General features: G+C 47.5%; 13 protein-coding genes and 1 pseudogene. 12 read left to right on the top strand and 2 right to left on the bottom strand.

The features are described 5' to 3' along the window. Positions 1-223 precede the first annotated feature (223 nt). Complete coding sequence (gene fmdA / locus MMY81_RS26790; RefSeq protein WP_252315187.1) at positions 224-1,405, top strand: formamidase; 1,182 nt, start codon at positions 224-226, stop codon at positions 1,403-1,405. 13 nt (positions 1,406-1,418) lie between these two features. Continuing rightward, positions 1,419-1,694 (top strand): FmdB family zinc ribbon protein, encoded by a 276-nt coding sequence (locus MMY81_RS26785; protein ID WP_252315186.1) that lies wholly within the window; start codon positions 1,419-1,421, stop codon positions 1,692-1,694. Between the two features lie 269 nt (positions 1,695-1,963). Here the strand turns inward: MMY81_RS26785 and dinB are convergent, their stop codons facing one another. After that, positions 1,964-3,076 carry a DNA polymerase IV gene (gene dinB / locus MMY81_RS26780; RefSeq protein ID WP_252315185.1) on the bottom strand — a complete coding sequence of 371 codons (1,113 nt, stop codon included), beginning with the start codon at positions 3,074-3,076 and terminating at the stop codon, positions 1,964-1,966. 197 nt (positions 3,077-3,273) lie between these two features. Here dinB and MMY81_RS26775 point away from each other — a divergent pair, with 197 nt between their 5' ends. The 7 genes from MMY81_RS26775 to MMY81_RS26745 all read left to right on the top strand — a co-directional run bounded on the left by MMY81_RS26775 (position 3,274) and on the right by MMY81_RS26745 (position 11,102). Beyond that, positions 3,274-4,062, top strand: coding sequence for an SGNH/GDSL hydrolase family protein (locus MMY81_RS26775; RefSeq protein WP_252315184.1), 789 nt, complete (start codon positions 3,274-3,276; stop codon positions 4,060-4,062). Positions 4,063-4,150: 88 nt separating this feature from the next. Next, entirely contained in the window at positions 4,151-4,849 is a 699-nt protein-coding gene (locus MMY81_RS26770) for a CpsD/CapB family tyrosine-protein kinase (protein ID WP_252315183.1), read from the top strand. A gap of 173 nt (positions 4,850-5,022) precedes the next feature. Continuing rightward, positions 5,023-5,265, top strand: coding sequence for a DUF5683 domain-containing protein (locus MMY81_RS26765; protein WP_308215497.1), 243 nt, complete (start codon positions 5,023-5,025; stop codon positions 5,263-5,265). Positions 5,266-5,468: 203 nt separating this feature from the next. Beyond that, positions 5,469-7,250 (top strand): helix-turn-helix domain-containing protein, encoded by a 1,782-nt coding sequence (locus MMY81_RS26760; protein WP_252315182.1) that lies wholly within the window; start codon positions 5,469-5,471, stop codon positions 7,248-7,250. A 115-nt stretch (positions 7,251-7,365) separates the two neighbouring features. Next, complete coding sequence (locus MMY81_RS26755) at positions 7,366-8,544, top strand: hypothetical protein (RefSeq protein WP_252315181.1); 1,179 nt, start codon at positions 7,366-7,368, stop codon at positions 8,542-8,544. Between the two features lie 15 nt (positions 8,545-8,559). Beyond that, positions 8,560-9,792, top strand: coding sequence for a metal-dependent hydrolase family protein (locus MMY81_RS26750; RefSeq protein WP_252315180.1), 1,233 nt, complete (start codon positions 8,560-8,562; stop codon positions 9,790-9,792). Positions 9,793-9,803: 11 nt separating this feature from the next. After that, entirely contained in the window at positions 9,804-11,102 is a 1,299-nt protein-coding gene (locus MMY81_RS26745) for a Zn-dependent hydrolase (protein ID WP_252315179.1), read from the top strand. A 65-nt stretch (positions 11,103-11,167) separates the two neighbouring features. Here MMY81_RS26745 and MMY81_RS26740 read toward each other — a convergent pair whose 3' ends face one another. After that, positions 11,168-11,398, bottom strand: a complete 231-nt coding sequence (locus tag MMY81_RS26740) for a DUF896 domain-containing protein (protein WP_120191636.1) — start codon at positions 11,396-11,398, stop codon at positions 11,168-11,170. Between the two features lie 140 nt (positions 11,399-11,538). Between MMY81_RS26740 and MMY81_RS26735 the strand changes: the two genes are divergently transcribed. The 3 genes and pseudogenes from MMY81_RS26735 to MMY81_RS26725 all read left to right on the top strand — a co-directional run bounded on the left by MMY81_RS26735 (position 11,539) and on the right by MMY81_RS26725 (position 13,561). Beyond that, positions 11,539-12,438 carry an acetamidase/formamidase family protein gene (locus MMY81_RS26735; RefSeq protein WP_252315178.1) on the top strand — a complete coding sequence of 300 codons (900 nt, stop codon included), beginning with the start codon at positions 11,539-11,541 and terminating at the stop codon, positions 12,436-12,438. A 103-nt stretch (positions 12,439-12,541) separates the two neighbouring features. Further along, positions 12,542-12,802 (top strand): hypothetical protein, encoded by a 261-nt coding sequence (locus tag MMY81_RS26730; RefSeq protein ID WP_252315177.1) that lies wholly within the window; start codon positions 12,542-12,544, stop codon positions 12,800-12,802. After that, positions 12,799-13,561, top strand: a pseudogene (locus tag MMY81_RS26725) (SDR family oxidoreductase). The gene MMY81_RS26730 and the pseudogene MMY81_RS26725 overlap by 4 nt, the downstream one beginning before the upstream one ends. Positions 13,562-13,649 lie beyond the last annotated feature (88 nt).

Here is a 13,649-nt window from a genome sequence, read left to right as displayed (position 1 = left end):
GCGACTCCTGCTGACCAGCCATAGGAGAAGTTAAAGAGGACGTTCTTTTCCTCTTTAGCTGAAGCATGGCCAGCGGAAAGCGCCCCTATAATATATTTCGCATTCTTTGTCTTTTTTTTCTGATCCTATCGCAGATTATCTCCCATAAAAATTCTGATTTTTCTGATATAATAGAATGGTTTAAGGGAATAATATCTAAACTATGCAAAAGGAGGAATTATTCATGCCCGAGAAATTATTTAAAGTGGATTTGTCAAAATCAATGGATCAGCAGGATATCCCCGGTCACAACAGGTGGCATCCGGACATTCCTGCAGCGTTTTCTGTCGATCCCGGCCAGTCGTTTCGAATGGAGTGTCTGGACTGGACGGACGGCCAGGTGAAAAATAATGACGATCCGTCCGATATCCGCGACGTGAATCTGAACCGGGTACACGTGCTGAGCGGTCCGGTTCATGTGAACGGAGTAGAACCGGGGGATCTGCTTGTTGTCGACATACTTAATGTAGGAGCCCTGCAGGAGCAGGAATGGGGATTCAACGGCGTATTTGCTAAAGAAAACGGGGGAAGTTTCCTGGTCGAGCATTTTCCGGAAGCCCAGAAATCAATTTGGGATTTTCACGGTATCTACACGACCTCCCGGCACATTCCAGGAGTGAAGTTTGCGGGTATTATTCACCCCGGACTGATCGGGGTGGCACCGTCGCATGAGCTGCTGGCAGAATGGAACAGGCGGGAAGAAGAGCTCGTGAACACGGATCCGCAGCGGGTTCCGCCGCTTGCGAACCTACCTGATAAGGACAGCGTTGTATTAGGAACGTTAAAAGGAGAAGCTTTCGACAAAGTAGCGAAAGAAGGGGCCAGAACCGTGCCGCCCCGGGAGAACGGCGGAAACTGTGATATTAAGAACCTTTCGCTCGGCTCAAGAATATATTTTCCGGTCTTTGTGGATGGAGCAAAGCTTTCCGTCGGTGATCTTCATTTTTCACAGGGAGATGGAGAGATTACATTCTGCGGCGGTATCGAAATGCCGGGCTGGATTGATCTTCATGTAGAAGTTATTAAAGGCGGCATGGAGAAAAATCATATTCAGAAAAATCCGGTGTTCCAGCCGGGACCGATGGATCCGCAGTACAGCGAATATCTTGTATTTGAAGGTATCTCCGTTAATGAATCAAACGGAAAGCAAAGCTATCTGGATTCCAACATTGCCTATCAAAACGCCTGCCTGAATGCGATTGACTATTTAAAAACGAAAGGATATACCGCCGAACAGGCGTATATGCTGCTTGGAACCGCACCGGTGGAGGGCCATATTGCGGGTATCGTTGATATTCCAAACGCCTGCTGCACCGTGTCCATTCCTAAGGCCATCTTCGATAAGTCGATGGATCCGACAGAATAAGGAGGGAAAGCCTGTGCCTGTATACACATTTGAATGCGGGGAAGGAGACAGATTCGATGAGTTTCACTCCTCAACAAAAGGTGATAAAAGCCGTGCGGTCTGTCCTGCCTGCGGCGGCGAAGCGAAGCGTCTGTTCTTTGCGCCGTCCGTTTATAAAATGAACAGCACTGTAAAGCAGAAAATCGACAGCGGTGCCGAACCGACCCTTCGAAAAAAAGGGGAGCCGGCCGGTACACCGATACGAAAAAAGCGCCCGCCGGTTTCCCGGCCGTGGCAGATCGGCGGATAAAGAAGGTTAGCTGTCCCGCCGCTTATTTTGTACATTTCATTACAAGTTTCAGCACCACTAATAGAAGCCAAATACCCTTGCATCCTTTCTAAAGGATGCAAGGGTATTTTTAGGTGGCCGAGATAGTTCTTATTTTGAACATAAGTTAAATCGAAGGGATAAAAAAGATCAGGCGTGGCCTGCCGAAAGCCTCCGCCTGGAAATAGTTCGTGTTACACACTATTGCTGTCTTTATTAAGATAGTCTGCTTTTAGGACAATTCTATTTTATTAAAACAACCGGAGCTGTTCGTAGCGTGTGGTTTTATACACTTTGCCTCTGCCGCCGGATGCGTCGCCGGCTCCATGGAAATCAGAAGTGGTGACGCCGAGCAGCCGGACCTCGCGCCCTAGTGATGCGATATGTTCCAGCTGCGCCCCGAGCGCAGCAAGCAGAATTTCCTGGTCATCGGTCGGCTCATCAAGCGTCGTACGCCTGGTAATCTGCTTGAAATCATAAAATTTCACTTTCAACACAACACACTTCACGCGGATTTGATCCGTCTGCAGACGGCTGAGAACCTCCTGCAGAAGATCTTTTACGATCGGAAGCATATCCTCATATTCGCTGATGTTATGCGGAAGCGTCGTTTCGCGTCCCATAGATTTGCGCTCCCGGTAGGGATTGACTTCCCTTTCGTCGATCCCCCTGGAATTATTGTAAAAGGTATGGCCGCGTTTATGAAAAACACGAACCAGGTCCTCTTCGCTCCATTTTAAAAGGTCAGCACCGGTGTGGACGCCCATTTCCAGGAAGGTTTCCTTCGTAGACTTTCCCACCCCTCGAAAATCGCCGATAGGAAGCTCGTGGATAAAGGCCGAAGCTTTATCAGGAGTTACGACGGTCAGGCCGTCCGGCTTTTCATAATCGGAAGCGATTTTTGCGAGGAATTTATTATAGGATACGCCGGCGGAAGCGTTAAGCCCGGTTTTTTCTTTAATTCTTTTTCTTATTTCTCTTGCTACATACGTGGCGGAAGGATAGCCGAGCTTGTTTTCCGTCACATCCAAATAGGCTTCGTCGAGGGAAAGCGGTTCGACCAGGTCGGTTATTTCATAAAAAATATCCATGATTTCTTTAGAAACCTCCCGGTATTTCTGCATATTTCCCCGGACAAATACAGCCTGTGGACAGCGTTTATATGCTTCGTGGGAAGCCATGGCAGAATGAATGCCAAAAGGTCGGGCTTCATAGGAACAGGTGGCTACCACCCCCCTGGAATGAGGGCTTCCGCCTACAATAACCGGTTTCCCCCGCAGCTCCGGACGATCCCGCTGTTCGATGGAGGCATAAAAAGCATCCATATCTATATGAATTATTTTTCGAATAGGGGAGTTATCCATGATCTGTCATCCTTTTCCTCATTTCCGTTTCTTTCATTATATAGAGTCTGCGTTTAGAAAACAAACGCACGTTCGTTTTTATGGATCAAAAAAGAAATGTTCTCTTTGTTCTATATATAGTTCTTTGAATTTGCCATTTTTTTAGGTAAGATAGGAAGAGTGGCAGTTTCATTATTATGAAAAATTGGGGCGTAAGTATGAAAAAAATTGGTTTTGCAACATTAATTATCGTATTTATAGCTGTAATGGTATATGGAAAAATTCACTATGACCAGAAAATTGCTTCGACGGTGCAGCCGGACGAAGAACATACAGAAGAAGAATCATCAGTATCCGGTGCAGAAACAACTTCCTCTAATGGCCTGCCGGAAGGCACGCAGGAGGAGTTTGGACAGAAGCTGCAGGAAAGTATAGATGCAGGAGAAGAGCTTACAATCGTCTTATCCGGATCCGGAGCATTGGAGTCGGCAGAAGAAAACGTTCCTGCCCTGCTTCAGGAAAAACTGCGCAGCTTTTATGAAACAGAGGATATCACGGTGCAGGCTTCTACGTTTGGCGACAGTACGTCGCTTGAAGTAATGGCGGCAGACGGAGATGTGACCGCTGCTGAACTGGAGCCGGATGTGCTTATTTTTGAACCGTTCGTACTTAATGATAATGGGAAGGTAAGCGTAGATGATACGCTTTTTAACACGAATGCTTTCGTAAACACGGTAGAGGCTGCCAACCCGGAAGCCGCTGTGTTCATCCAGCCGCCGCAGCCGGTGTATGAAGCAAGATACTACATTGACCAGGTGGAAGCTCTGCAGGCAGATGCCGGGGAAAACAACCTGAATTACATTAATCACTGGGAAGCCTGGCCGGATACAGAAGATGCCGAGCTGGAAGAACAGTACTTAGAAGAAAACGGTGATCCATCAGTGGAAGGCCACGAGCTGTGGGCTCAGGCGCTTACTGATTATTTCACGGGAGAAGAGGCTTTATAAATAAGCCGAATCTCCTTAAGACAATATGTTACACTAGAAGCATTGAAAACAAAGATACATAAAAGAATAGATAGCAGGAGTGTGTATAATGGCAAAACGCAAGAAGGATCAAGCCGGGCAGAACAGTCGTAAGCTGGTTACCTGGTTTAACAGTAAGTCGCCGGTAGCCGAGCAGTATCGGACGATCCGAACGAATCTTCAATATGCATCGGTCGATAATAATGTCCAGACAATTGCGATTACATCAGCAGGCCCGGGTGAAGGGAAGTCTACTACTGTAGCCAACCTCGCTGTAACGATGGCCCAGCAGGGAAAGAAAACGATTCTGGTCGACGCCGATTTACGGAAGCCGACGGTACACTATACGTTCCGCCGTACGAACACAAATGGCCTCATTAACGTTCTGGCTAATAAAGAGCCGTTTCACACGTTTACTCAGAAAACGGAGGTACCGGATCTGGATATCCTTCCGAGCGGTCCAATTCCACCGAACCCTGCCGAAATTCTTGGCACCACGGCTATGGAAAATCTTGTGAACGACCTAAAGAAAGAATACGATATTATTTTATTTGATGCCCCGCCGGTTCTTGCTGTAACAGATGTACAGGTCATCTCTAAATACTGTGACGGTACGATTCTTGTCATTAAGAGCGGTGACACCGAAAAAGACTCCGCCATTAAGGCAAAAGAGCTGCTTGAAGTAACAGGGATTCCGGTCCTTGGCTGCATTTTGAACCAGGTTAAAGGAATGGATCAGCGTTATTACTATTATTACGGAGAATCTTAATAACAGCTGTTGACAGATAGCCTGCAGTAAGATAATATTTAACCAATCAACGCGTTTCTCTAATAGAGAAGCGCGTTTTTCTATGTCCTAAGGCGTATTTATCAAAAATACGCGTGAATGCATGAAAAAAAGGGTAAAGATAAACAGTTATCATAAATAGAAAAGGCAGTGTGATGAAAATGATGAAAAGTCCCGGTCTTGCCGCCGTATTAAGTTTTTTAATACCCGGTTTAGGACAGATTTATAATGGGCAGATTTTTAAAGGATTAATTCTGATTGCCATTCAAGCCGTGAATATTCTTCTTATGACTATTCTTATCGGTTACGTTACCTACTTTATCTTCTGGGTGTATGCCATCTACGATGCTTACCGTAAAGCCGACAGGCACAACAAACGAGCCGGCGCCGGACGTTAATGTCAAAAAGAAATCTCCTCTTCAGCTGGATCAGCCGGAGAGGAGATTTTTTCATTGTTCAATCAATTCATTTTCTTTCAAAAACTGCTGGACGATAAATTCTGCGTTTTCTTTAAAAAGAATCTTTACAGAAGGGAACTCACTGATGAGAGCAGCATTTTTTGCTACACTAATAAAATAGATCAAAAAAAGGAGAGATGCATATGGAAACAGAAAAGCGGCTGATGAGCGTTATTAATGCAGTGAAAGTCCTGAATTCCACCAGAGACCTGCCGGAAGTGCTGCATCAGCTGATTAAAGAGGTGCTGAATGTGATCGGAGGCGCCAATGCCGCTGTTTTGTTTCTATATGAAAGCCGGTCGAATACGCTATATGCTCAAAGCGCCATAGGGTTTGATATGGAGCAGCTCAAGCATGTCCGTCTCGCGCCGGGAGAAGGAATGAGCGGAAAAACGTTCGTTTCCCAAAAGGGCAATATTTTCTCATCGCCCGATCATACGAGTCGGGGAATGGGAAATCTTACCGGAAATTCGGAGCACTATTATGCCAGGTCTCTTGGAGAAATGGCCTATCCGGTAAGTGCGATCTGCGTGCCGATTATGTCTGCCGAAGAGGAATGCCTCGGTGTTCTGACGGTGGATATTTTTGAAAAAGACAGGCAGTTTGATGAATCAGATCTGCAGCTGTTGGAAACATTCGCCGGACAGGCCTCGATTGCTGTTGAAAACGCGCGTCTGTTTTCGCAGAACAAGCGGACCAAGCTTATTCACGAAGAACTCTCCAAAGTATCGCTGGCTAAAGGAGGGCTCGGTGACATCACAAAAGCGCTCGCAGGCTTGATTGAAGAAGAAGTGGTTGTCTTTAATGAACGTGTCGATGTTCTCGCGGTCTCGGGAAAAGCGGCAGCGGAGAAAGCGGAAGCGCTCAAAGACGAGGCTGATCCGCTGTTGAAATACGCCCTGAGCCGAAACAGCACATCAACGAGCGAAGCATTCTTGAATGGGGAAACCTATCTTACGTACTTCCTGCCTATTCAGGCGGATGGACTAGTACTCGGCCTGCTGGCAATAATTGTTGAAAAAAACACCGTCTTTGATCCGCTTGATCAATTTGCTATTGAACAGGCGATCACCATTTTTGCGATGGAAATGAACCGGCGGGACCGCTTTTTAGCAGAAGATTTTCATTACTCCGGCGTGGTGCTCGAGCAGCTGATTCATGCGCCGTACAATGAGCTCTCCTCCGACGCTCTGGCACGGCTGAATTTTCCGGAGCTTGACCGCCATCATTATGCAGTCGTACATTTGTATGTCAGGGATCCGCTGCTTCCTTTTGAGGAAGTCGGGGAAAAGAAAAAGCAATTGATGCGTGTTATTTATAGAGAGATGGAAAGCATTCCCATCAAAACACTCGTATACGAGCGGAATATGGAAGTTACCTTTATGTTTACGGTGGCTGCTTCCTCGGCAGAAGAAACTGTTTTTGATTCGCTGGAACCGTTATTCTCTTCGATCATTCACTACGCCGGTCAGGAATGTCAGCTGAAAGGTCTTGCCGGCTTTGGCCAGGTCGTCGATAAACTACAGGACGTTCATCTATCCTACAAGGATGCGAGGCGCTGCGTGCAGTACCTGCAGGCCGGAGAGGGTGGCCGGGACTTCATGACGTATCGGCAGCTCGGTCCATACCGGCTGTTTTTAAAAATGGAGCGCGGGGAGCTCCAGGATTATGCAGATGAAGTACTCGGCCGGGTGGCAGAACATGACAGAAAGCATGAGACCGAACTGCTGAAAACGCTCAAAGTTTACGTAGAGTCCAATCAAAATATGGCAGCAAGTGCAAAGAAACTATACGTGCATGTGAATACGATCAAGTACCGCCTGCAGTCGATCTATCAGCTGCTGCACACCGATAAACTGGACGGCCGGGAGCTTTTCGAATTACAGCTGGGCCTTCATATTATGGAATACTTAAATACAAAATAAAGAGTTAGAGGTAATCGACAAACATTAGCATTATTGTTTGTTGGTTACCTCTATTTTATATTTATTTGAATTGTCTTATAATTTTAACATTCAGACTTAAAAGGGAGGAACCGACATGGAGCCAATTTTTATTGCAGTTATATTAATCGCCATCATTGCCCTCGGAGAAGTGCTTTCTATATCTTCCCGTGCAAAAATTCCCACCCTGCTTGTGGTGGTCGCTTCTGTTTTCATACTGCTCCAGACAGGAATCCTGCCGGAATCCTATATAGAGGCATCCAACCTGGTAGCATTCGGCGGCATGCTTGTGCCTGTACTTATTGTTCATCTGGGTACGATGATTCCACTTTCCATTATTATTAAGCAGTACAAAGCCGTGTCGATCACGTTTATCGGGCTGGTCATTTCGGTAGCGTCCATGCTTGCAATTATTACGCCGCTGTTTGGTTACGGTACGGCAGTTGCCGGGGCCGGGCCGCTGACAGGCGGAATTATAGCCTACATTGTTACATCGGAAGGACTGGCGGAAGCAGGGCTTATCACTCTTGCTGCTATACCGGTTGTTGTATTTACGCTTCAAAATTTAGTCGGCATGCCGTTGACATCGGTGCTGCTGAGCAAATATGCAAAAACGATTCGTGAGGATATTTATAATGAAGAATACTTATCAGAAGGCGATGAAGCAGTCAAGGAAAGTGCGCTTTCATCCGATCAGCCTAAAAAAATGCTGTTTCCGGAAAAGTATATGAAAAGTAATTTCTTTCTACTATTTCTCCTGTTTATCGGCGGGGCTCTGGCCGTGTGGCTGGACGGACTCACCGGTATCAATAACAGCATCTGGGCACTTGCAATAGGTGTCACAGGAGCCGCGCTTCGTTTTTATCCGGAGCGTACGATGGACAAAGCAAACAGCTCGGGTATTACGATGGTCGCTTTAATTGTTGTGGTCGTGAGTTCCCTTGTCGGCGTAACCTGGGATCAAGTGGTTGCTTCGCTTCTTCCCGTTTTCTGTATCATTCTAATTGGAACAACCGGCCTGGTACTAGGTGCTTTAATCGGCGGTAAATTGTTTAAATGGAAGCCGACAAAATCAATACCAGTTGTTCTGACGGCGCTTTATGGCTTTCCAGGTGATTATTTAATCGTGGAAGAAGTAAGCCGGAGCGTAGGCCGCAGTGAGGCGGAAGAAAAACGAATTATGAACGAACTCGTTGCCCCCATGCTTATCGGCGGATTTACGTCAGTCACCGTAGGTTCGATTGTTATTGCAAGTATTCTTATTCAGACTATCTAAAGGAGCGGATCACACATGACATATACGCTTATTAAAAACGGAACATTAATTGATGGAACGGGTGCAGATCCGGTCCAGAATATATCGGTATTAATCAAGGACAATCATATTGAGAAAGTAGGAACAGATGTCACCGCACCGGAAGAGGCGGCAGTTATTGATGCGGAAGGGAAATACATTCTTCCCGGGCTGATTGATACCCACGTCCACATGGCACTGCAGATTAAAAACGTGCAGGAGTCCATTTTAACGCCATTTTCCTATCGGTTTTACGAAAGCATCCATTATTTAAAGCGGACGCTTGATACAGGCATTACCTCGGTCCGGGACGCTGGTTTTGCGGATGTGGGAATGAAAAAAGCAGTTAAGGACGGACTTGTCGAAGGGCCGCGGATGCAGGTAAGTATTAATCCGCTCACTATCACCGGAGGCCACGGCGACAACTGGAACCATTCCGGCGTAGATACGACACCGCAGACCTATCCCGGTATGCCAAATGGCATCTGCGACGGCAAAGAAGAAGTACGCAAGGCGGTGCGGGAAATGCTCCGTGCCGGTGCAGACGTTATTAAAGTTCATGCGACGGGGGGCGTGACCAGCCCGACCGACCACCCGGAATTTACGCAGTTTTCCCGGGAAGAGCTGGAAGTGATGGTAGAAGAAGCTCATTTCCGCAAAGGAATTAAGGTTATGGCCCATGCCCAGGGAGCCGAGGGTATTAAGAATGCAATCCGAGCCGGTATTTATTCGATTGAGCACGGTATATATATTGATGATGAAGTAATAGAGCTGATGCTGGAGAACGGGACGTTTCTCGTACCGACACTGCTTGCGCCGCTCTCCGTGCTCGAAGCCGGCGAAACGGATGATTCAATGGCTCCTTATGCCGTGGAAAAGTCAAAACAGGTATTTGAAACACACAAAGCAAGCATCGCCAAAGCATATAAAGCAGGTGTCAAAATTGCGATGGGAACAGATGCCGGCGTGATGGCACATGGGACCAACCTCCGCGAGCTGGGGCTGATGTGCGATATCGGCATGACGGAAATGGAAGCCATCACGGCTACGACAAAAACCGCTGCTGAATGCCTCGGTTGGGAAAAGGAATTAGGTACGGTAGAAACAGGAAAGCTCGCAGATGTGATTATCAGCAGAACAAATCCGCTTGAGAATATCCGCTCACTGGAACAGAGCGGGAATATCTGCTTTGTCATGAAAGATGGAACCATTTACAAAAATCAAAAGTAGCAGGTGAGTGTATGCACAGAGACAACTGGAATTTATACGAAACGCTTCTCAAAGATTACAGCACGTACCATTCCTATGACGGCATAAATGGGGAGCGAATGGCTTCCCGTCTGCACGCTCTCTCTGAAATAGGGCTGACAGAAAGCGGAGGCAGCTACCGGCTTGGGTTTTCCAAAGAAGAACGGCAGGCGAAGGACCTTGTAATCGGCTGGATGAAGGACGCCGGGCTCTCGGTAACAGAGGATTCGGCCGGCAATGTATTCGGCCGCCTCGAAGGCAGTGATCCGGATCTCCCTGCGGTGTTGAGCGGATCTCATGTGGACAGCGTGCCGGAAGGCGGCCATTTTGACGGCCCGCTCGGTGTTCTCTCGTCGCTTGAAGTGGCAGAGGCCTGGAAGGAAACAGGCTATAAGCCGAAACGAAGCTATGAAGTTGTGATTTTTACAGACGAAGAAGGGGCGCGGTTTAATAACGGGTTAACCGGCAGCCGTGCCATGACCGGAGAAATAGATCCATCGATTCAAAGCGGACTGGCCGACCAGGACGGCAGAGGGTTTGCGGAAGTTCTTCAGGATACAGGGCTGACCGAAGAAGGCTTCTATCAGGCGAAACGCAGCCTTTCTAACATCGAAACTTTCGTAGAAGTGCATATCGAACAGGGAACCAGGCTGGAACAGGAAGATCTGCCGGTTGGCATTGTATCGGGTATTGCCGGACCTAGCTGGCTCGAAATTTCTTTTACAGGAAGCGCTGGTCATGCAGGAAATACCCCTATGGGGGAGCGGAAGGATGCTCTTGTGGCAGCCGGAGAGTTTGTACGGAATGTTCCGGAAATTCCCGGGACAGTGAGCGGAACGGCCGTGGCTACTGTTGGAAAACTGAAAGTACTGCCAAACGGAGCAAATGTCATCCCGGGCCGGGTGGAGCTGGTGGTGGATATTCGGGATATTGAGGAAGAAACGAGAGATGAAGTTGTCCGGCTTATAATGGAGGCCGCTGACAAAGCAGCAGCTCATTACAACATCGGCTGTGAGCAGCAGCAGATATTAAAAGTAAAGCCGGTGCCGATTGCAGACAACGAAAAGCAGATGCTGGGGGATGCACTAAAAGCATGCGGTCTTCGAACAGTAGAAATACCGAGCGGTGCCGGCCATGACGCCATGATTGTCGGCCACCACATTCCAGCAGCGATGCTGTTTGTGCGGAGCAAAGACGGGATCAGCCACAATCCCGCCGAATGGACCTCGTTAAATGATGGAGTGCAGGGTGTTCATGTATTGAAAACGTATATTGAATCGATAAACCAATAAAAAACCATCCCGCGGCCTATATGGCTTCGGGATGGTTTAAACAGATCAGAATACTATTTGTTTTCTTAATGATATAGTTTAGTCACGCCTTGAGCTTCTCTTAGTTTATCGGGAGTAACATCATTTCCAAGCGGATCTTTCACCGTCGTCTGCAGCAGGGTTGCATCGCAGGCGCCCCGGACGGCTTGAAGGTACTCTTCACGAAGCTGCCTCTGCTCGGCTTTTTCTTCCGCGCTGAGTCCCGTCCTTTTGGATTTATTGGCTAACTCGTTGATTCTCGGTAAAACAGCAATCATGTGAATTCCCCTTCCTTTGCGTATTAATACCCTTACTGGGTATATGTTTATTATAATAGGAAAATCGATAAAATGCAATACTTAGGAAGCAGAGGAGATTTTTGCTATACTATCCGTATAAAAACAAAGGAGGCAGGCATATGGAAACGCTGGCAAAGGAGAATATGTTCTACCATTTCTCAAAGGACCGGGAAGCTGCTGTAACGGTTCCTTCAGGCACGACGCTTACTCTGGAAACGTACGACTGTTTTGAAAATCAAGTAACAGAAGAAGGGGACAATTACGGAGAGATTGACTGGGATCGTATTAACCCTGCTACAGGTCCGGTTTACATAGAAGAGGCAGAGCCGGGTGACTGCCTCAAAGTAACAATTGATAAAATCGAGCTCGCAGACTACGGCATGATGGCGGTAGGTAAAGGGCTGGGCGTCATGAAAGAAGAAATGGAAGACCTTATATTTAAAAAGATACCCCTGCGTCAGAATAAGGGCGACTTCGGCTACGGTATCTCGCTGGACCTGAACCCGATGATCGGAGTCATTGGGGTGGCGCCGGGAGGGGAGCCTGTGTCCAACGGCACCCCGGGAGATCACGGCGGCAACATGGACAACAAGAAAATAGAAGAAGGGGCTGTTCTGTATTTTCCGGTATCGGCTCCTGGTGCGCTTTTTGGCCTCGGGGACATGCATGCAGCCATGGGGGACGGTGAAGTCGGCGTGACCGGTATTGAAGCTGCCGGACGTGCAACGGTAACCTTCGAAGTGATTAAAAACAAAAAGCTGTCTATGCCGCTTCTGGAAAACGAATCGGAAATTGGCGTTATTTCCTCCGCTCCTACGCTCGAACAGGGTATTCACCGGGCGACTTCTTTTTTAGCCGGCCTGTTGGCCCGTGAAAGCGACATGGACAAAAACAATGCTGTGATGTTTTTAAGCGCCGCCGGCCAGGTCGAAGTCTGCCAGGTAGTAGACCCTCTGGTTACTGTCCGGATGATGCTCCAGAAGAAAGATCTTGAACCACTGAATATCAGCTTTCCATAATAAGGAGATATAACCTGCCTGCCAAGGGCAGGTTTTTTTATGTTGTATTTCGGTTAATATACATATATAGGAAATAATGACAGCCATTGAAAAGGAGAATTCGATGCAGAAGTGGAAAATAATTAATGGTTTTTTGGCGTTGCTAGGTATAACGCTACTTACACTCGATTATTTTGGAATTATTACATTTACCGCTGACGCAGTTACGTTATTGAGTGTTCTAGCATTGATCGCTAGTTTTATTGCAATGGTGGTTAAAGGAAAACAGCAGGATAAGGAAGAAGACGAGGCCCATATCGAAGAAAAAATAAAGGAGCGGGACCGGTATTTCGAGAATAAGTATAATGCTGGAAAAAATGAATAGAAGAAGCTGGAGGGGATCGTATCAACAGGAAACGTGCAGTCATTACTGGAGTCAGTCATAACAATGCAATAGGAACCGCCGTGTGCAGGGAGTTAGCAGCTAAAGGCATTGATATCTTCTTCGTCTACTGGCAGAGCGAAGAAGGATTTGCTGAAGGGCTGGAGCAGGAGATGCTGGACGCAGGTGTATCCTGTAGGAGCATGGAGCTTGATCTGGCATTGTCCGATGCGGCAGAAACGCTGATGGATGCCGTATATACCGCTTTTGGGCCGCCGGATATTCTCGTGAACAGCGCGGCTCATTCCACCCGTGACGGCTATGAGAATCTCACAGCAGAGGTGATAGACCGTCATTATGAAGTGAACATGCGCACGACAATGCTGCTTAGTACGATGTTTGCAAAGAGATTTCAAGGCTCGGAAGGGCGGATCATTATCATGACTTCCGGACAGGAGCAGGGTCCGATGCCGGGGGAACTTGCCTACGTCGCTACAAAAGGGGCGCTGTCTGCTTTTACTTTATCCTTCTCGGCAGAAGCGGCCCCGCTTGGTATTACGGTAAACGCGGTGGATCCGGGACCGACGGACAGCGGGTGGATGGGATGAACAGACAAAAGCACTGCTGGAACCCAAATTTGGACGCGGCCGCCTTGGCAGACCGAAAGATGCGGCCCGGCTCGTTGCTTTTCTGGCCGGAGAAGAAGCTTCCTGGATCACTGGACAGGTCATTCATTCGGAGGGAGGATTTCTGCGCAGCTGAAATTTTTACATTCAAAAACTTTTTAAGAGGGAGTGCTTCATATAAAGGGCTTTTTAAGTTTCTTTACAAAGTATAATAAAAAAAGTCC

Source organism: Sinobaca sp. H24 (genome assembly GCF_023845525.1).
The sequence above is the reverse complement of the archived record's forward strand: the minus strand, read 5'-3'. Positions and strand labels throughout refer to the sequence as shown.